Source organism: Nocardia sp. NPDC004123, from assembly GCF_053603795.1.
The window spans coordinates 83,644-101,591 of sequence record NZ_JBSGGG010000026.1; the positions used below are offsets into that span (position 1 = coordinate 83,644).

Annotated in this window: 17 protein-coding genes; 9 read left to right on the forward strand and 8 right to left on the reverse strand. The window is 68.9% G+C overall.

Going from position 1 to position 17,948, the window contains the following annotated elements; translation table 11 throughout:
• Positions 1–7 precede the first annotated feature (7 nt).
• The 3 genes from ACWEQQ_RS33165 to ACWEQQ_RS33175 all read right to left on the reverse strand — a co-directional run bounded on the left by ACWEQQ_RS33165 (position 8) and on the right by ACWEQQ_RS33175 (position 1,854).
• Positions 8–808, reverse strand: a complete 801-nt coding sequence (locus ACWEQQ_RS33165; RefSeq protein WP_452351003.1) for a class I SAM-dependent methyltransferase — start codon at positions 806–808, stop codon at positions 8–10.
• Positions 778–1,293: a DUF2505 domain-containing protein gene (locus ACWEQQ_RS33170; RefSeq protein WP_452341998.1), complete on the reverse strand. Its 516-nt coding sequence runs from the start codon at positions 1,291–1,293 to the stop codon at positions 778–780. Before ACWEQQ_RS33170 ends, ACWEQQ_RS33165 begins: the two co-directional genes overlap by 31 nt.
• Before the next feature lie 75 nt (positions 1,294–1,368).
• Positions 1,369–1,854, reverse strand: a complete 486-nt coding sequence (locus ACWEQQ_RS33175) for a DUF2505 domain-containing protein (RefSeq protein ID WP_379399578.1) — start codon at positions 1,852–1,854, stop codon at positions 1,369–1,371.
• Between the two features lie 44 nt (positions 1,855–1,898).
• Between ACWEQQ_RS33175 and ACWEQQ_RS33180 the strand changes: the two genes are divergently transcribed.
• The 3 genes from ACWEQQ_RS33180 to ACWEQQ_RS33190 all read left to right on the forward strand — a co-directional run bounded on the left by ACWEQQ_RS33180 (position 1,899) and on the right by ACWEQQ_RS33190 (position 5,622).
• Positions 1,899–2,990, forward strand: a complete 1,092-nt coding sequence (locus ACWEQQ_RS33180) for a UDP-N-acetylmuramate dehydrogenase (RefSeq protein ID WP_452342077.1) — start codon at positions 1,899–1,901, stop codon at positions 2,988–2,990.
• 97 nt (positions 2,991–3,087) lie between these two features.
• Positions 3,088–4,293 carry a L,D-transpeptidase gene (locus ACWEQQ_RS33185; protein ID WP_452351043.1) on the forward strand — a complete coding sequence of 402 codons (1,206 nt, stop codon included), beginning with the start codon at positions 3,088–3,090 and terminating at the stop codon, positions 4,291–4,293.
• A 15-nt stretch (positions 4,294–4,308) separates the two neighbouring features.
• Positions 4,309–5,622 carry a phthiocerol/phthiodiolone dimycocerosyl transferase family protein gene (locus ACWEQQ_RS33190; RefSeq protein ID WP_452351004.1) on the forward strand — a complete coding sequence of 438 codons (1,314 nt, stop codon included), beginning with the start codon at positions 4,309–4,311 and terminating at the stop codon, positions 5,620–5,622.
• Here the strand turns inward: ACWEQQ_RS33190 and ACWEQQ_RS33195 are convergent.
• The 5 genes from ACWEQQ_RS33195 to ACWEQQ_RS33215 form a co-directional block, all read right to left on the reverse strand.
• On the reverse strand, positions 5,590–7,161 hold the full coding sequence (locus ACWEQQ_RS33195) for an AMP-binding protein (RefSeq protein WP_452351005.1): 1,572 nt from the start codon (positions 7,159–7,161) through the stop codon (positions 5,590–5,592). The two genes, ACWEQQ_RS33190 and ACWEQQ_RS33195, sit on opposite strands and share 33 nt — an antisense overlap.
• Positions 7,158–7,910 (reverse strand): glycosyltransferase, encoded by a 753-nt coding sequence (locus ACWEQQ_RS33200; RefSeq protein ID WP_452351006.1) that lies wholly within the window; start codon positions 7,908–7,910, stop codon positions 7,158–7,160. The genes ACWEQQ_RS33195 and ACWEQQ_RS33200 overlap by 4 nt, the downstream gene beginning before the upstream one ends.
• 30 nt (positions 7,911–7,940) lie before the next feature.
• Positions 7,941–8,840, reverse strand: coding sequence for a hypothetical protein (locus ACWEQQ_RS33205; protein ID WP_452351007.1), 900 nt, complete (start codon positions 8,838–8,840; stop codon positions 7,941–7,943).
• Positions 8,841–8,846: 6 nt separating this feature from the next.
• Positions 8,847–9,881: a 3-oxoacyl-ACP synthase III family protein gene (locus ACWEQQ_RS33210; RefSeq protein ID WP_452351008.1), complete on the reverse strand. Its 1,035-nt coding sequence runs from the start codon at positions 9,879–9,881 to the stop codon at positions 8,847–8,849.
• A gap of 139 nt (positions 9,882–10,020) precedes the next feature.
• Positions 10,021–10,755, reverse strand: coding sequence for an SDR family NAD(P)-dependent oxidoreductase (locus ACWEQQ_RS33215; protein WP_354846970.1), 735 nt, complete (start codon positions 10,753–10,755; stop codon positions 10,021–10,023).
• 59 nt (positions 10,756–10,814) lie between these two features.
• Between ACWEQQ_RS33215 and ACWEQQ_RS33220 the strand changes: the two genes are divergently transcribed.
• The 6 genes from ACWEQQ_RS33220 to ACWEQQ_RS33245 all read left to right on the forward strand — a co-directional run bounded on the left by ACWEQQ_RS33220 (position 10,815) and on the right by ACWEQQ_RS33245 (position 17,870).
• A complete protein-coding gene (locus ACWEQQ_RS33220; RefSeq protein ID WP_452351009.1) occupies positions 10,815–11,639 on the forward strand; it encodes an alpha/beta fold hydrolase in 825 nt (274 codons plus the stop codon).
• Between the two features lie 119 nt (positions 11,640–11,758).
• The gene (gene mshA, locus ACWEQQ_RS33225; RefSeq protein ID WP_452351010.1) at positions 11,759–13,126 is read left to right on the forward strand and encodes a D-inositol-3-phosphate glycosyltransferase; all 1,368 of its coding nucleotides are present in this window, start codon (positions 11,759–11,761) and stop codon (positions 13,124–13,126) included.
• A complete protein-coding gene (locus tag ACWEQQ_RS33230; RefSeq protein ID WP_452351011.1) occupies positions 13,123–13,677 on the forward strand; it encodes a YbjN domain-containing protein in 555 nt (184 codons plus the stop codon). The genes mshA and ACWEQQ_RS33230 overlap by 4 nt, the downstream gene beginning before the upstream one ends.
• A gap of 212 nt (positions 13,678–13,889) precedes the next feature.
• On the forward strand, positions 13,890–14,813 hold the full coding sequence (locus ACWEQQ_RS33235; protein WP_452351012.1) for an ROK family protein: 924 nt from the start codon (positions 13,890–13,892) through the stop codon (positions 14,811–14,813).
• Positions 14,810–15,547 carry a phosphoglyceromutase gene (locus ACWEQQ_RS33240; RefSeq protein ID WP_354846955.1) on the forward strand — a complete coding sequence of 246 codons (738 nt, stop codon included), beginning with the start codon at positions 14,810–14,812 and terminating at the stop codon, positions 15,545–15,547. The genes ACWEQQ_RS33235 and ACWEQQ_RS33240 overlap by 4 nt, the downstream gene beginning before the upstream one ends.
• Positions 15,548–15,821: 274 nt before the next feature.
• A complete protein-coding gene (locus ACWEQQ_RS33245) occupies positions 15,822–17,870 on the forward strand; it encodes a CocE/NonD family hydrolase (protein WP_452351013.1) in 2,049 nt (682 codons plus the stop codon).
• Positions 17,871–17,948: the final 78 nt, after the last annotated feature.

Genomic DNA, 17,948 nt, shown 5'->3' on the forward strand with positions numbered 1-17,948 from the left:
TATCCGCTCAGGGCAGGGGCGCGACGGCGGACCAGGGGACGGTGAGCAGGTTGTCGCGCAGGCGGCGGCGGTAGCGGCGGAGCGGAAAACCCTGCTCGCGCAGGAGGTTCGAGGCGTGCCGCCAGCGGACCCGGGGGCCGTAGGGGGCCAGGGGCGCGGCGACCGCCCAGGCGCGGTCGGCGGCGGTGAGCAGGGTGTGGATGGGTTCGCCGGGGACATTGCGGTGGATGAGGGCCTTGGGGAGGCGTTCGGCGATGTCGGAGGGGGTGCCGACGGTGAAGGGGTCCCAGGCGAGGGTCAGGGAGAGGGGCGCGGTGCGGTCGAGGAGGATCCAGGCGCAGCGGCGGCCCAGTTCGTCGCAGGTGCCGTCGAGGAGGAGGCCGTCCGGAGCCAGACCCGACTGGATGGTCGACCAGGCTTCGGGGACAGCGGATTCCGGGTACTGGCGCAGCACGTTGAAAGCCCGAACCAGGCTCGGCCGCAGGCCCGCGAGTTCGAAACCGCCGCGCGCGAACACCACCCCGTCCCGGCCGGGAACCACGCGCTCCGGATCGATCTCCAGGCCGGCCACCCGCAGGTCCGGCCGGACGGTCCGCAGCCGGGCCGCCATCTCCAGGGTGGTGGCGGGGCTGGCGCCGTATCCGAGATCCACCACGAGCGGATCCGCGGCATCCAGCAATCGCCCGGCGACGAGCGAGTCGTGCGCCATCCAGCGATCGCCGCGGCGCAGCCGGTTGATGCCGGTGGTGCCGCGGGTGATCGTGCCGATCGGCTTGGTTACGCGACGGGGTGCTGCTGATCCAGCCAAACCTTCGTCACCTCGGCTTCGGCGCGGAACAGGTCCACCAGGTTGACCAGCATGAGCTGTTCGAGCCTGCGCCCGAAGAACGGAAGGTGGACCTGGGCCCGCGAGGAGGTGCGCAGCGTGCAACCGGTCTCGGTGCGGAACAAACGCATGGTGCCGCCGAGAGTGCCTGGGCTGTTGGGGATTTCGGCGGTGTACTCGCCGGTCACCTCGGGTCCGTAGGGGCCGTAGGTTTCCCGGCGGGTGATCACCATGTCCCTGTGCACCACCATCTGCGCCATCTCGGGCAGGGTGTCGCGGGGTAGCACGTGCCGCAGTTCGATCGTGATGCCGTGGTCCCCGGAGTCGAGGCTGACGATGTCGTTCGGGGAGTGCTTGCGCAGTTCCTCGATGCGGGCATCCCAGTGCTCGCGGTTCATCATCGCGGCGTACACCTCTCGGGTGGTGTGCAGCGGATACCGCGCGGAGTAGTCGAGTCGGCGTGCCACGATCGCTCAGGTTACTGCCGGGCGACCCCGGTCAGTGCGACCTTGGGGCGGGTCGCCGGCCGTGCACCGGGGTGCTCAATGCGAACTCAGCCAGGTGTCGGTGAACTCGGCCTCGCGCTCCAGCAGTTCGGTGAGGTGCTGCTGGATGGCGGCCTCGATCTTCTTGCCGAACAGCGGGATCTTCACGTCGATGGAGCCGTCCACCACGAAGGTGGAGCCGGAGCCGTTATCGGTGACGGTCAGGGTGCCGTTCACGGTGGCGGGCGCGCCGTCCACGCGGGCCTCGACGGTGCCGCCGCTGCCGTGCCAGGTCTCGGTGCGCGGAATGGTCAGGCCGTCGGGCTTGATCGCGGTGATCTGCGCGGGCAGCTCTTCGGCCGGAATCGTCTGCACCATGTCGACGCGCACCTGGTCACCGGTGATGACGAGGTTCTCGATGCGGGCATTGGGGCCGCCGACCGCCTCGATGCGGTCCTTCCAGTACTGCTCGTCGGCGAACGCCGCGCGCACCGCGGCCATGGGATGTGTCGAGTGCGCAGTGAAGGCCAGAGGTGTCGCCATGGTCGGACAGGCTACCGTCTGTGCCTGTGCGTACTTCTCGGGTGGTGTCGTTCGACGACCTGCGGGACCGGCTGACGGCGACCGGTGCGCGGCTGCGTGCCGCGGTCCCGTTGGCGGAGCTGACGACCCTGCGGGTCGGCGGTCCGGCCACGGTCGCCGACTGCGCGACCACCGACGCCCTGGTGGCGACCGTGCGCGAACTGGACGCGGCCGGAATTCCGATGCTGCTCATCGCGGGCGGCTCCAACCTGCTCATCGGGGATGACGGGTTCGACGGGGTTGTCGTGCGGATCGCGACCGAGGACGTCGAGATCACCGGTGACACGGTGATCGCTGCGGCGGGCGCGAACTGGGACGCGGTGGTGGCCGCGACCGTGGCGGCCGGTGTGGGCGGTCTCGAATGCCTGTCCGGAATTCCCGGTTCGGCCGGTGCCACACCGGTCCAGAATGTCGGCGCCTACGGTGTCGAGGTGGCGAGTCTGCTGCGTCGGGTCCGGTTGCTGGACCGTGCGACCGGCGAGATTCGCTGGGCCGGGCCGGAGGAGCTCGGATTCGGTTATCGCACTTCGGTTCTCAAGCACAGTGCCGCCGCCGTGGTGCTGGCGGTCGAATTCGCCCTGCGTGCTGACGGTTCCAGTGCGCCGCTCGCCTACCGCGAACTGGCCAATGCGCTCGGTGCGACCGAAGGCGAGTCCCGGCCCGCGGCGGAGGTGCGCGCCGCGGTGCTGCGTTTGCGGGCGGGCAAGGGCATGGTGCTGGATCCGGCGGATCACGACACCTGGAGTGCGGGATCGTTTTTCACCAATCCCGTGATTCCGGATGCGCAGGTGGCCGCGGTGCGCGCGGCGATCGCGTCACATCTGGGGGCGGACGTGGCCGTGCCCACCTATCCCGCGGACGGCGGGGTAAAGTTCTCGGCGGGCTGGCTCATCGAGCGCGCCGGCTTCGCCAAGGGCTTTCCGGGCGACGGGTCTCCAGCGCGGTTGTCGACCAAACACACGCTGGCGCTGACCAATCGGGGCGCGGCTACCGCGACCGATCTGGTGACTCTCGCCCGCACGGTTCGCGAGGGGGTTGCTGAGCGCTTCGGCATTCATCTGGATCCGGAACCTGTGACCGTGGGAGTCAGCCTGTAGCGAGTGGCTTTCGCCACCAATTCAGCGTCCGGAATACACGGTTTGCGGGGGTAGGGTCGAGCGAGTGAGTAATCGAGGACTGTCCCGCCGGGCGGCCATGCGGGCCGCTCTGGTGGCGTCGACGGCAGTGATCGCGGCGGCGTGTTCGTCGTCGAACAAGGGTGGTGGCGGCCCGCAGCCGGCCGCTCCGGTCGCGTCCGTCAAGCTGGAGCCGGGTAGCGGCACCGACAATGTCAACCCCACCACCGCGGTGTCGGCGACGGTCAGCAATGGCCGCATCGATCAGCTGGCGCTGACCAATTCCAATGGCAAGCAGGTAACCGGCACTTTCGATGCCACTCACAGCAAATTCACGGTGAACGAACCGCTCGGCTACGGCGCCACCTACACCTGGTCCGGCACCGCCATCGGCACCGACAACAAGCCGGTGGCCATCGACGGCAAGTTCACCACCATCAGCCCCAAGAACACCGCGCCCGCCACCATCAATATCGGTGACGGCCAGGAGGTCGGCATCGCGGCGCCGATCATGCTCCAGTTCAAGGGGCACGTCGAGAACAAGGCCGCGGTCGAGAAGGCGCTCGTCGTCACCGCCACCCCGGAGACCGAGGGCTCGTGGGCGTGGCTGCAGGACGAAAACGGCGGCTCCCGGGTGCACTGGCGGCCCCGCGAGTACTGGCAGCCGGGCACCACCGTGCACGTCGGCGCGAAGCTGTACGGCATGGACATGGGCAGTGGGCTGTTCGGCGACTCCGACCTGACCTCCGACTTCCGTATCGGCCGCGCCCAGATCGTGAAGGCCGCCGCCCCCACCCACCGCGTCCAGGTGGTGCGCGACGGGCAGACCGTCTTCGACTTCGCCTGCAGCTACGGCGAAGGCAACCAGGACCGCAATGTCACCCGCTCCGGCATCCACGTGGTGACCGAGAAGTACGAGGACTTCATGATGTCCAACCCGCCGTTCTACACGAACGTGCGGGAACGCTGGGCCGTGCGCATCTCCAACAATGGCGAGTTCATTCACGCCAATCCGGAATCGGTGTCCGCCCAGGGCAATTCGAACGTCACCAACGGCTGCATCAACCTCAACCCGACCGACGCCCAGGCCTACTTCCCGACCGCCCTCTACGGCGACCCGGTCGAGGTCACCGGCACCCGCATCCAGCTCTCCGCGGCGGACGGCGACATCTACGACTGGACCATCGACTGGGAGACCTGGAAGGGCCTCTCGGCGCTACAGGGCGAGCCGAAGAACCAGATCTCGGCCACCCCGCTCCCGCCCCAGCCCGTCGGCGGCCGCTGAAAACCCTTCCGCGACATGCGCGCCCTGAGTCCCTCGGAGCGGTGGTTCTGGATCATCGACCGGATCTCGCCGTCGAATTGCACTGGGCGCGTGCGGGTTCACGGGCGGGTTGCGGCGCGGCGGCTGGAGGAGGCGGCCGCCGCGCTGGTGGCGGAGTATCCGCTCCTGCGGGTAGGGGTAGTGGACGAGGCGGGCCGGGATCCGTGGTTCCGGGCTGTGCCTGAGCCGCGAATTCCGGTGCGGCGCATGGAGTCGCACGACTCCGAGGCGTGGGTGCGGGAAATCGATGCCGAGATGGCTGATCCCTTCGATACCGCGAAGGGGTTGGCCCGCATTGTCGATATCGCCGTCGGCGCGGGGACATCGGACGAGTTCCATGACGTCGTGCTCACGATCTCGCACCTCATCGTGGACGGCCGGTCGCTGATGGCGTTGCTGCAGAAGCTGATCGGGCATGCGGCGGGGGCGAGTGCCGGGGTGGCGGAGCGTGCGGAGGTTCCGGCCGCGGATGATCTGATTCCCGCTGGGGCGCGGGGGTGGTGGCGGTGGGCGTATACGACGCTGTTCGATCAGGTGGCGGCGCTCGGGCAGCGGCCGCAGCGCGTGGCCGGTGCGCGGGCGGCGCTACCGGAGCGGCGAACCAGGGTCGTGCACCGGGTGCTCGATCGGGAAGCGCTGGCGGCGTTGGTAACCGACTGCCGGCGCGCCGGAGTCACCGTGCACGGGGCGCTGGCCGCCGCGGCGGCGTCCGCGGTCGGCGCCTCGAATTCCGGGGGGAGCGGAATCGCCGGGATCGCGTCGCCCGTGGATTTCCGGGAATTGCTCTCCCCGCGTCCGGCCGGCGATGAGCCGGGGATCTATGCGCCGGTGCTGGTGGGATTCGTGCCGTTCGGAGTTCCGCTGTGGACCGCGGCCCGGTCGGTGAAACGCCAACTCGAGCGCGGGGTGCGGCAGCGGCGGCATCTGGCGACGGTGGCGGGCATGCGATTCGGGACGCCGCGGGCGCTGGAATCCGGCCGGCGCCTGGCGGACCTGGTGGATCGGCGGGCGCCGTGGAATGTGTCGGTCACCAATCTGGGGCGGGTCGAACTCCCGGAAACGGCCGGGGCATGGCGGCTTTCGGGGCTGACGCTGGCCGCGTCGAATTCCTGTGTGAGCGTGCTGACGGTGGCGGTCGCGACCGCGCACGGGGAAATGCGCCTCGGGTTCTGCTACGCCGAACCGGTCCTGTCCGAGCGGCGGGCGGCGGATTTCGCGGACGCGATGCTGACCGCGCTGCGCGAGCGCCCGGATCCGTCAGCCGAGCCGCTGCGCCAGCCGGGCGCGTAGCGCGGCCCGGTCGGGCTTGCTGGTGCGCCCGCCGAACGGGATCTCCGCGACCAGCACGATGTCGTCCGGCAGCGCGGAAACATCGATCAGGGAGGGTAATTCGCGGCGTAGCCGGTCCTCGAGATCGGAGGCGTCCGGGTCCGCCACCACGGCCAGCACGATGCGCTCGTCGCCGATCTCGTCGGGAATTCCGACCATGATGGCCTGCCGCACGCCCTCGACGCCCGCGATGGCCGGCTCGTACAGGCCCGGATAGATATTGGTCTTGCCGCGGATCATCATGTCCTTCTTGCGGCCCATCAGCACCAGGGTGCCGCCCTCGAACCGGGCGAGGTCGCCGGTGGCGATCTCCTTCAGCGGCGGTTCCCCGAGGTAGCCGCGGCACAGATTGGGGCCGGAGAGGATGAGCTCGCCGTCGTCGGCCAGACGCGCGTCCACGCCCTCGACCGGTGGGCCGAGCGGGTCACCGGGTCCCTCGAAGGCCAGCTTGTCCGCGCCGGAGGTGATGGCCACCGGCAGGATCTCGGTCATGCCGTAGACGGCCAGCAATTCGGTGTCCGGGAGGGCGGCGCGGGCGCGGCGCAGCAGTGCGGTGGTGACCGGCGCGCCGCCCAGCGAGATCTCCTCCAGGTGCACCGGCGCGACCAGTCGCCCGGCCTCGATGGCGTCCAGCACCACCGCCAGGTCGGCGGGGGTGAAGAAGGCGTGCGTCGCCGTGTCGAGGGTGCGCGCGAAGCCGATCGGGTCGATGTGGGTGCCGAAGCGCGGATACCGCGGCATGGACCAGCGTGCGCCCTCCAGCACCGCGGGCAGCCCCATCATCAGCTGTTCGGTGTGCAGGTGCGAACCGGGCATGAGGCTGGTGCAGCCCGCCATGGCCGCCAGACCCGCGCCCAGCGAACCGCGGGTGTGCACAACGGCTTTCGGGTCGGCGGTGGTGCCGGAGGTGAAGACGATGAGCGCCTCGGCGTCGGGGTCCTCGACGGGCGCGTCGAAGGTCGATGTGGTCGCGGGACCCTGCCAACCGGGCTCGGAACCCACCAGCTGCCGCAGCGGGAGGGCCCCGCGCGGCGTGCCCGGTAGCCACGGCCCGCAGCGGATATGCCGCACCGGCAGCTGCCCGAACTCCGGCAGCGACAGCCCGAGCCGGCGGCCGAACCCGCGCAGCGGCCCGCTCAGCAGGTACAGCAGCGATTCCGTCGCGGCCCAGCTCGGCTGCGCCAATTCGATGCGGCGCGCGAACAATTCGGGCCCGACGCCCGGGTCCACGAACACGATGGTGCCACCCGCCGCGATGGTCCCGAACACCATGACCACGGCGTCCACGCAGGGCCGGACGGAGAACAGCATGCGGTCGCCGGGCCGGAAGCCCATGCCGTGCAGGCGTTTCACGACCAGCCGGACGCGGGCGTCGAGTTCGGCGAAGCTGAGCGGTGGTTCGCCGATCATGCCCAGCGCGGGCGCGTCGGGGGTGCGCAGCACCTGCTCGCGGAGCAGAGTGGTGAAATCCTCACCCGCCGAGGGGTATCCAGCGTTCACCGGATGTCCACCAGCTCCGGTTTGTAGCGATGGTCGGCGTACCAGGCGAGAGTCTTGCGCACACCCCAGGCTCGCACGCGCCGGTTGGAGCCGTACACCCGCACGTCCCGGCGCAGCCCGTAGTCGGTGGTGAGCGTGCGCACTGCGTTCACCAGCGCCCGATCCTCGTGCAGCTCCTCGATGGCGGTGCGCGGGAATCCGCCCGCGGCCTCGTACAGTTCGGCGGTGATGGCCATATTGCAGCCGGGCGTCATGACATACGGGCCCAGGTAGCGCGGATCGCGGTTGCCGGGCCGGAATTTCCCGAACAGGGAGGCCACCTCCAGCGCGACCAGGATGATGGTGCGATCACGCAGCCGCACGCCCTCGTCGGAGCGCGGGATCAGCTGCCCGCTGATCAGCCGCAGCCCCAAGTCGAAGGCGGCCCGGATGCGCGCGGTCCAGTCGGGGGCGGGCAGGCAGTCGGCGTCGGTGCGGGCCAGCCGGGTCGCACCGGCCGCGATGGCGTGCCGCATGCCGGTGTCGGCGGCCGCGCCGGTGCCCTTGCGCAGCTCGGTGATCACCTCGACGCGCAGGCCCGGATGGGTGTCCGCGAAATCGCGCACCACCTTGACGGTGGCGTCGGTGGAGTTGTTGTCCACCACCAGCAGCGTGAAGTCCCGGTCCTGCTGCCCGGCCAGGGCGGACAGCGTGCCGGCGATGCCGTGCTCCTCGTTGTAGGCGGGCACGATCACCCACAGTTCGTTCATGGCCCCTCCCGGCGGATTCCTCGCCCCGGCTTACGGTTTCGGCAGGCGGTAGGCGATGGCCGCGGCCGACGGCCCGGCCCCGGCGGCCACGAACAAGGCTACGTCGGCCCGATCGAGCTTGCCGCTGTCGCGGGCCGCCAGATACGCCACCGGGAGTGCCGAGGTGTGCGAGTCGAAGCGCGGGGAGGCGGAGCCCTCGGTGTCGTCGGCGCTGAGCGCCTCCGGCGCGATGCCCAGGCGCGCGGCCAGCAGTGCGGGGAATTCGGGGGTGGGCCGCCCGCAGATGAGCACCGTCCGCGCGGGGGGAGCGTCGGCCACGTCGAGCGCCTCGGACGCTGCCGAAACCGCGTGGTGCAGCAGCTCTTCCACATCGCCGGTGCGGTTCACGGTGATCGAGGACCGGCCGGTCGAGCCCATCTCCGACAGCCGCACGAAGCCCTCCGCGGCGGGCCGCCCGTCGGTGGCGCTGATGTGCAGCGCCCCGAATCCGGCTGTGCCCGGCCGCTTTTCCAGCAACATGGCCGCGCCCACCGGCTTGATCGGGAAGCCCGGCTGCGGTTCGGGGGATTTCGACGGATGCGCGTCACCGGAGACCAGCAGCACCCGGTGCACGGTCGGGGCCTCCAGCAGCGCCTGGCTGACCTGGATGGCATTGAGCACGCCGCAGGCGCCGTTCATCAGGTCGAAGGACAGGCACGGCACATCGCCGCTGCGATACTCCAGCCCGATGCCGGCCTGCTGTTGAATCAGCGCGGACATGGCGGGTTCCACCATGTTCGAGTCGCGATAAACGCCGGTATTGATCAGCGCGTCGATCTGCTCCGGCGTGGCGCCGGCCTCCGCGATGGCCCGGCGCGCCGCGGCCGCCGCCTGCTCGATGGAGCTGCCGCCGCCGATTTCGGTGGTTACGGAAGAAATGACGATTCCCATGCTGCATCACACCCGAAGGTCGCCGAGCGTCACCGACAGAAACCCGGCCACGACGCCGGAAGCCGCGGGCACCATCAGTACTTTCGCCCCGGACGCTATCCGCTGTTGTTTGAGCGCGTCGTGTAAGACCACGAAATGCGAGGTGGATGCGGTGTTGCCATAGCGGTCCAGGACCATGAGCGCGGGCGGCACCGGGGCGTCGAATTCGCGTTCGGCGATCTTCGATACCAATTCCACCGCGGGTGCGCTGAATTGATGATGGATCACGTGGTCGTAGCCCTCCGCCGCGAAACTGCTGTCGTTCTCGCGTAGGAAATCCCGCTGCCGGGTGGTCCACAGCAGATAACGGGATTCATTGTGCATCGCCCGGTTGTCGGTGTACAGCGCGATGCCGGAACTGCGATCGCTGGGCATGCCCAGGCACAACTGTGCGAAACCGGCGCTGGTATTGAGTTCGATGTAGTCGATGCCCTCGTCGGCGCTGCCTTCGCTGTCCAGAATGACGGCGGCCGCACCGTCGCCGACGGTCAGCGAGGCGAACTGCGGATCGTATTTCTCGGACATCTCACGCACGGCGGTGTCGGAGATGGGCGTGATGTACTCCCCGGAAACCACCAGCCCGCGTTTCACCATGCCCGCACGAATCATGCGATCCAGCACCAGAACTCCGCTCATCATGCCCGCGCAGGCATTGGAGACGTCGAAGTGGATGGCCCCGGTCGCACCGAGTTCATTGCGGATCATGAGTGCGAAGGACGGCTCCACACAGAATTCGCCGTCGCGAATGCGGGTGATGGAGCAGGAGATGACGATGTCCAGATCGGCAGCGTCATAGGACGAATTGTCCAGTGCGGTCCGCGCCGCGGCCAGCGCGACGCTCAGGGAATCCTCGTTCTCGGCGCAGCGGCGGCGGTGCCGCACGCCGCTGATGCGCTCCAGGTCGATGGGGGAGTCGACGGCCAGCTGGGCCAGCAACTCCGCGGTCGATACCTCGGTGTCGGGCAGATAGGACCCGACCGCCTCGATTCGTGATCTCACCATGTTCACTCCAAGCAGCCCTCGGTTGCGGGCGACGCTAGCAGTGCCGGTATTTCGGTTTTGAAAAATCTATGGTTCAGATCGTGTGAGGTGAACTACATTGCGGCACAACACCATTTGACCTACCCCCGCAGAGGCGACTTCACGAGCGGCGGGCGAAACGTCCCGCCTCGGCCTGATCGCGCGGCTTGACGACAATGGTGTCCAGATCGACGTGCGGCGGGCGCGAGGCCACGAAGCCCACGATCTCCGCGATGTCCTGCGCGACCAGCGGATCGATGCCCTGGTACACACTCGCCGCGCGCTCGGCGTCGCCACCGAAACGCACCAGCGAGAATTCGGTCTCCACCGCGCCCGGCGCGATCTCGGTCAGCCGCACCGGCTGACCCAGCAGCTCGCCCCGCAGCGTCCGGTGCAGCACCGCCTGCGCGTGCTTGGCCGAGGTGTAGCCGGAGCCGTTGTCGTAGGTGGAGAACGCGGCCACCGAGGTGATGGTGACGATCAGGCCGTCACCGGAGGCGATCAGCTTGGGCAGCAACGACTTCGTGAGCCGCAGCGTGCCCAGCACATTGGTCTCCCACATCCAGCGCCAGTCGTCCAGATCCGCCTCGAGCACCGGCGCCAGGCCCTTCGCGCCGCCGGCATTGTTGACCAGCACATCGCAGCGCTCGACGGCCTCGGTGAAGGCGCGCACCGACTCCTCGTCGGTCACGTCCAGCGGCAGTGCGGTTCCGCCGATCTCCGCGGCCAGCTGCTCCAGCCGATCGACCCGGCGGGCGCCGACGTACACGTGGTACCCCTGCTTGGCGAGTTCGCGGGCGGTTGCCTCGCCGATACCCGAACTGGCTCCGGTCACCACAGCGGTACGAGTGCTCATGTCCCTGAGCTTAGGCAGGGCGTGTCGCCGGTGCGTCGCGGGTGGTTAGCCTCACTCCTATGGCGATTCGGGAAGTAGCAAGCGCGGACGGCACGACCATCGTTTACCGGGTGACCGGTCCGGAGGGGGCCCGGCCGCTCGTGCTCCTGCACGGCTGGTCCGGAAACCTGCGCTGCTGGGGGCAGGCCGCCGACCTGCTCGCCGAGCAATTCCGGGTGATCGCCGTCGACCTGCGCGGCCACGGCTACTCCGACGCTCCCGAGGCCGGATACGACGACCCGAAGAACTGGGCAGCCGATATCGCCGCGGTGCTCGCCGCCGAGGACATCTCCTCCCGCGCGATCCTGCTGGGCTGGTCCTACGGCGGCATCGTGCTGTCCGATTACCTGACCGCCTACGGGACCGGCGCGATCGCGGGCGTCGTCTACACCGGTTCACAGGCCAATATCGGCCGCGGCGTCCAGGGCGCGGAGACCGGTCCGGGCATGAGCAAGGCCATCCCCGACGTCTTCGACGAGAGCGCGGGCAAGGCCATGCGCGGTTTCGCCGCCTTCGGCAATGCCAATACCGGGCCCGGCCGCGACAAGGGCGTGGACGCCCAGCGCCTGCTCGGCGGCAGCATCGCCACTCTGCCCCGGGTACGCAAGGCCCTGTTCTATCGCACCGTCGACAACACCGAGACCCTGCGCGGCCTGGACGTGCCGGTGCTGGTGCTGCACGGCACCGCCGACCCGGTCGTGCCGATCGAGAACGGCCGCTACATCGCCGGCGCCGCGCCGGACGTGCGGACCTCCTACTGGGAGGGCGCGCAGCACGGCCTCTTCATCGAGGATCCCCGCCGGTTCGTGACGGAGATCACCAATTTCGTTGAGGCGCTGGGGTAATCGCGCGTCGCGGAAGTTCGGGGGCGAAGCCCGCGAGCGGCTCACGCGAGTTGTGACCGACCTCACTTGGGAAGGTAACCCGTGCATGGGGTGTTACTACCCCCGTGCACACTGGAGTGGTGAGTCAGCGCCTGGACCTACGGCCCAATCGAATTGCCGTGTTATCGGTGCATACCTCACCACTCGCCCAGCCCGGGACCGGCGACGCGGGCGGCATGAACGTCTACGTGCTGCAGACCGCCATCGAGCTGGCCCGTCGCGGCACCGAGGTCGAGATCTTCACCCGGGCCACCTCCTCCAATGACGAACCGGTGGTCGAGGCCGCGCCGGGCGTGCTGGTCCGCACGGTGGCCGCCGGGCCCTTCGAGGGGCTCGACAAACACGATCTGCCCACCCAGCTGTGCCCCTTCGCCGCCGAGGTGCTGCGCACCGAGGCCCGCAATCTGCCCGGCCACTACGACCTCATCCACTCGCACTACTGGCTCTCCGGTCAGGTCGGCTGGCTGGCCCGCGACCGCTGGCGGGTGCCCATGGTGCACACCGCCCACACCCTGGCCGCGGTCAAGAACGCCTACCTCGCCGAGGGCGACTGCCCCGAGCCCGCGGTCCGCGAGATCGGTGAGAAGCAGATCGTCGCCGAGGCCGACCGGCTGGTCGCCAATACCGCCGACGAGGCCCGGCAGCTGATCGAGCTGTACGGCGCGGACCCCGACCACATCGATGTGGCCCTGCCCGGCGCCGACCTGACCCGCTACCAGCCCGGCGACAAGCTCGCCGCCCGCCGCGAACTCGGCCTGCCCGCGCACGAGCGCATCGTCGCCTTCATCGGGCGCATCCAGCCGCTCAAGGCCCCCGACGTGCTGGTGCGCGCGGCGGCCCAGGTGCTGGCCGAGGAGGCCGCCCTGCCGACCCCGCCGCAACGCCCGCTGCGCGTGGTGATCGTGGGCGGCCCGTCCGGCAGCGGACTGAAGAAACCCGAGGCCCTGATCGAACTGGCTGCGGCCCTGGGCATTTCGGACCGCGTCACCTTCCTGCCGCCCCAGCCCGCGCACCGGCTGGTACAGGTCTACCGGGCCGCCGACCTGGTGGCCGTGCCCAGCTACAACGAATCCTTCGGCCTGGTCGCCATCGAGGCGCAGGCCAGCGGCACCCCGGTGCTCGCCGCCGATGTGGGCGGGCTGAGCACCGCCGTCCACGACGGCGTCTCCGGCCTGCTGGTCCCCGGCCACCAGACCGGCGACTGGGCCGCGGCCCTGCATTCGCTGCTCGACGATTCGGGCAAGCTCGAGGACATGGGCCGGGCCGCGGTCGGGCACGCCGCCAACTTCTCCTGGGCGCACACGGCCGAGGCGCTGCTCGACAGCTATGCCGCCGCGCTCGCCCAGGCACCGGCCGCCCGGCCGCACAGCGGTAACCTGCACACTGACAGCAATCACGCCAGATCGCTGGCGCTGTGGCGGCGTCGGATGGGAGCAGTACGCAGATGAGCGAGGCCGACCGCACCGAGGAGTGGACGCCCCGCCCGCATGCCAGCACCGGCGGCCTGAACGACGAAACCGCCCGTGCCACCGCCCAACTCATCGACGAGACGCTGCGCGAACGGGAGATCGAGTACACCCGCGACGCCCCCGACCTGTTCGTGGTGGTGCTCCCCGGTGAACGCAAGCTCAAGACCGTCATCGGCGTCAGCGTCGGCAAGCACGGCGTCCGCATGGAGTCCTTCGTCTGCCGCAAGCCCGACGAGAACTTCGAGGGCGTCTACAAATTCCTGCTCCGCCGTAACCGCCGCCTCTACGGCGTGGCCTACACCATCGACCGCGTCGGCGACATCTACCTGGTCGGCCGCGTGTCCAACGACCGTGTCACCCCCGACGAACTCGACCGCTGGCTCGGCCAGATCCTCGAGGCCGTCGACGCCGACTTCAACACCCTGCTCGAACTCGGCTTCGCCGAATCCATTCGCAGGGAATGGAAATGGCGGGTCGCCCGCGGCGAGTCGCTGAAGAACCTCCGCGCCTTCGAACACCTGGTGGACTGACCCGCCTCCCCGAGACTTCAGCGCACGGCCGAGCGCCGTCGGCGTCGGCAACGCGTGCCGGAGGCTGGGAGCCGAACCGATTGTGGACGTCCCCGGCGAGTTACCCCGACCGTTGCGAAATCAGTTGTCACCGTGGCATACGGAGAACGAGCTCCGTGCGCGACAATCGGCCGGACCATCGGGACACGGAAGCGCACAGGAGGCGGTCGGCGATGACGGTATTAGCGCTGGATATCGGAGCGACCAAATTCGCGGCGGCGGCCGTGGATTCGGATGGAGCGGTGGGGAATCCGCGGCGGATCGCGGTACCGGAATCCGGGGTGTGGGATGCCTGCCGGGCATTGCTGACCGATGTTGCCGGGGATGCCCGCATCGGTGCGGTGGGCATCGGGTCGGCCGGGCCGGTGGATGTGGGTGCCGGAGTTTGCGGGCCGCTCAATATTCCGGAGTGGGCCGAGGGATTTCCGATCGTGGATGCGGTGCGGAAATTGTTTCCGGAGGCCGAGATTCGGTTCGCCATCGACGGTGTGTGCCTGGTGCTGGCCGAGCAGCGCTTCGGGGCTGCGCGTGGGGTGCCGAATGTGCTCGCCATGACTGTTTCGTCGGGAATTGGCGGCGGCATCATCTCCGATGACCGGGTTGTCATGGGACGCACCGGAAATGGCGGGCACGTCGGTCATATTGTCGTGCCCGGTCGGGACGAGCCCTGCGCGTGCGGTGGATTCGGGTGTGTGGAAGCCGTGGCGAGTGGCAAATCCTCGGTGCGCTGGGCGCGGCGGCAGGGCTGGACCGGAACGACCGGGGTGGAGCTCGCGGCCGCGGCGCACGCGGGGGAGCCGATCGCGGTGGCCGCCCTCGAGCGGGCGGGCACCGCGATCGGGACGGCTGTCGCCTCGGCCGCCGCCTTGCTCGACACCGATCTGGTGGTCATCGGGGGCGGCTTCGCGCAATCCGGCGAACCGCTGTGGGGTCCGCTGCGGACCGCCGCCGCGGCACACGCGCGGCTGAAGTTTCTGCGCGGACTGCGCGTGGTGCCGTCCGAATTGACCGATCAGGCCACCCTGCAGGGTGCCGCGATTCTCGCCCTCGGGGCCCCGAATGCAGGCGAAACCCCGCGTGGGAGGATGACTTCATGACGTACACCCTCGTGTTGCTGCGCCACGGCGAGAGCGAATGGAATGCCCTGAACCTGTTCACCGGTTGGGTGGACGTTCGTCTCACCGACAAGGGTGTCGCGGAAGGCAAGCGTGCCGGTGAATTGCTCGCCGAGCACGGGATTCTGCCGGATATCGTCTACACCTCACTGCTTCGCCGTGCCATCAGCACCGCCAACAATGCCCTCGACGCCTGCGACCGGCACTGGATTCCGGTGGTCCGCGACTGGCGCCTGAACGAGCGCCACTACGGCGCGCTGCAGGGCAAGAACAAGGCGGAGATCAAGGAGCAGTACGGCAACGACCAGTTCATGCTGTGGCGCCGCAGCTACGACACCCCGCCGCCGCCGATCGAGGTGGACAGCGAGTACAGCCAGGACGGCGACCCGCGCTACGCCGGCATCGAGGTGCCGCGCACCGAGTGCCTCAAGGACGTCGTGGCCCGCATGGTTCCCTACTGGGAGGACACCATCGCGGCCGATGTGCGCTCGGGCAAGACGGTTCTCGTTGCCGCGCACGGTAATTCGCTGCGCGCCCTGGTGAAGCACCTGGAGAACATCTCGGACGAGGAGATTTCCGAGCTGAACATCCCTACGGGTATCCCGCTCAAGTACGAGCTGGACGAGAACCTGCGGCCGATCGGCAAGGGCGAATACCTCGACCCCGAGGCCGCCGCGGCGGGCGCCGCCGCCGTGGCCGGCCAGGGCGGCAAGTAATTCGAAACGAAACTCGCGCTGTGACCGGATTATGCGGTCACAGCGCGTTTTTCATTTCCGGCGAGGTTTTCGCGTCGAAGCCTCGATCGGAATGCCTTATCCGCGGCTGTGATACGCGTCTCACTACGTGACCGTAGGGTATTTCCCGGTCTCGCAAAATAATTTTCCGAAGCGTCGCCAGTTCAAATCGGTGTCTGTAACCGGGGTTTGCAACTTACTTCGCAGTAGATATGCTGCTGGGCGTTCGACCATTTGCGAGAGGTAGATCACTTCGATGAAGCACGCGCTACGGGCCACGGTCTCGGCCGCCGCGGTCGCTCTGCTCCTGCCTGTTGCCGGCATCACCGCCGATGCCGCCATCCCCACCGGCCCCGACGGCGGTGCCGCCGGCGCCGAATGGACCACCACCGAGGACGGGCAGCAGCAGTACCCCAACGTCTTCATCGACTGGGACGTCCCGATCACCATGAGTGACGGCATTGTCCTGAAGGCCAATGTCTACCACCCGGCCGACGCCGCGGGTCATCCCATCGATGCCCCGACGCCGACCGTCGTCAATATGACGCCCTACACCAAGCTGGTGTCGAACGTCGCCGACAGCGCCTTCTCCATCCCCGGCCTGTCCGACGCGCTCCTCGACGTCTTCCGCAACATCCACCTCGACGGCACTCCGCTCACCGGCTTCGGTGAACTGCTGAACGCGGCGGGCAACGGCGAACTCCGCAACTTCTCCGTCGACCGCCAGCTCATCAAGTCCGGGTACACGCAGGTCGTCGTGGACGTGCGCGGCACCGGCTTCTCGCAGGGCGAGTGGGACATGCTGCGCGGGCGCGAACAGCAGGACACCGTCGAGGTCATCGACTGGGCGTCCAAACAGGGCTTCAGCAATGGCCGCATCGGCATGAACGGCCTGTCCTACTCGGCCATCAACCAGGTGCAGGCCGCCGAGAAGCAGCCGCCCGCGCTGCAGGCCATCTTCCCCATCGTGCCCGGCAGTGACCTCATCGACGACGTGCTCGCGCCCGGCGGCGGCTTCGGCTTCAACTTCATTCCGCTGTGGCTGAGCGCCATCAACGGCCTCAAGTGGGTGCCGGACCTGGCTTCGATCGCCAACGGCGCCTTCGACTTCAGATGGCTGCAGGACCGCGTCAACGATCCCTTCGGCTACCTCGACGTACTCATGTCGGCCTACACCAGCACGGACATGAACAGCATCGACCCGCGCGTGAAGGACATGCTCAACGGCTTCAGCCAGGAACGCCAGGAGTGGCTGGGCGACCCGGCCAAGATCCAGGTGCCGACCTTCGTGACCGGCGGCTGGCACGACCTGTTCACCTACTCGGAATCCAAGATCTACAACCAGATTCCGCTGCCGCCCGGCCAGAAGCAGCTGCTCATGGGCAACACCTACCACGTCACCTCGGGTGCGGATGTCAACCGGGTCGGGGCGCCGCCGCGCCTGGACGTGCTGCAGCGCGCCTGGTTCGACAAGTGGCTCAAGGGCATCGACAACGGCATCGATCAGTACGGGCCGGTGACTCTCAAGCAGCAGGGCGGCGGCTGGACCACCCAGGGCGGATTCGGGCCCACCGCACCGGTTTCCGAGGCCGCCGACTACCGCCGCATGTACCTCTCGTCGCAGCGCTCCGGCACCGCGAACAGCGTCTACGACGGCTCGCTCAGCGCGGACGCCAATGGCGACACCGACCGGCTCACCGTCGCGCCCGGCCTGTCCACCGTCTGCTCCAATGACGCGGCCCAGGCCACCGCGGGCATCCTGAACCTGGTCGACGCCTGCGCCAAGGACTCCCGCATCGCCGAGACCAACGCGCTCACCTTCACCAGCGCGCCGGTGGCCGAGGCCACCACCGTCTCGGGCCCGATCGCGGTGCACCTCAACACCGTTCAGGACGCCGCCGACGGCTACTGGACCGTCACCGTCAACGATGTCGCCCCCGACGGCCAGTCGACCGTGCTGACCTCCGGCGAGCTCATGGCCTCGCTGCGCCAGGTCGACGAGGCCAACAGCACCCGCTCCGCCAACGGGGACTACACCGACCCGCGCGCCTTCACCTCCCTGGACAAGCGCGAGGAGACCGTCCCCGGCGAGGCCACCACCCTCGACATCGCCCTCGGCGGCACCCAGGCCGTTCTGCAGCCGGGCCACCGCCTGCGCGTCGACGTCTTCGCCGGCAACTTCCCCAAGGGCCTGCCCATCCTGCCGATGCTCATCGACACCGGTCTGAAGCCCGAACACCTCCAGCTCGACCCCGACCGTCCGAGCTTCGTGAACATCCCGGTCCGCGGTAACACCGGCTGGTGAATCCGTCCCTCCGGGATCGAAGCCCCGGGTGTGCACAACGGCGTGCACACCCGGGGTTTTGCTATTCGCTCGCATCGG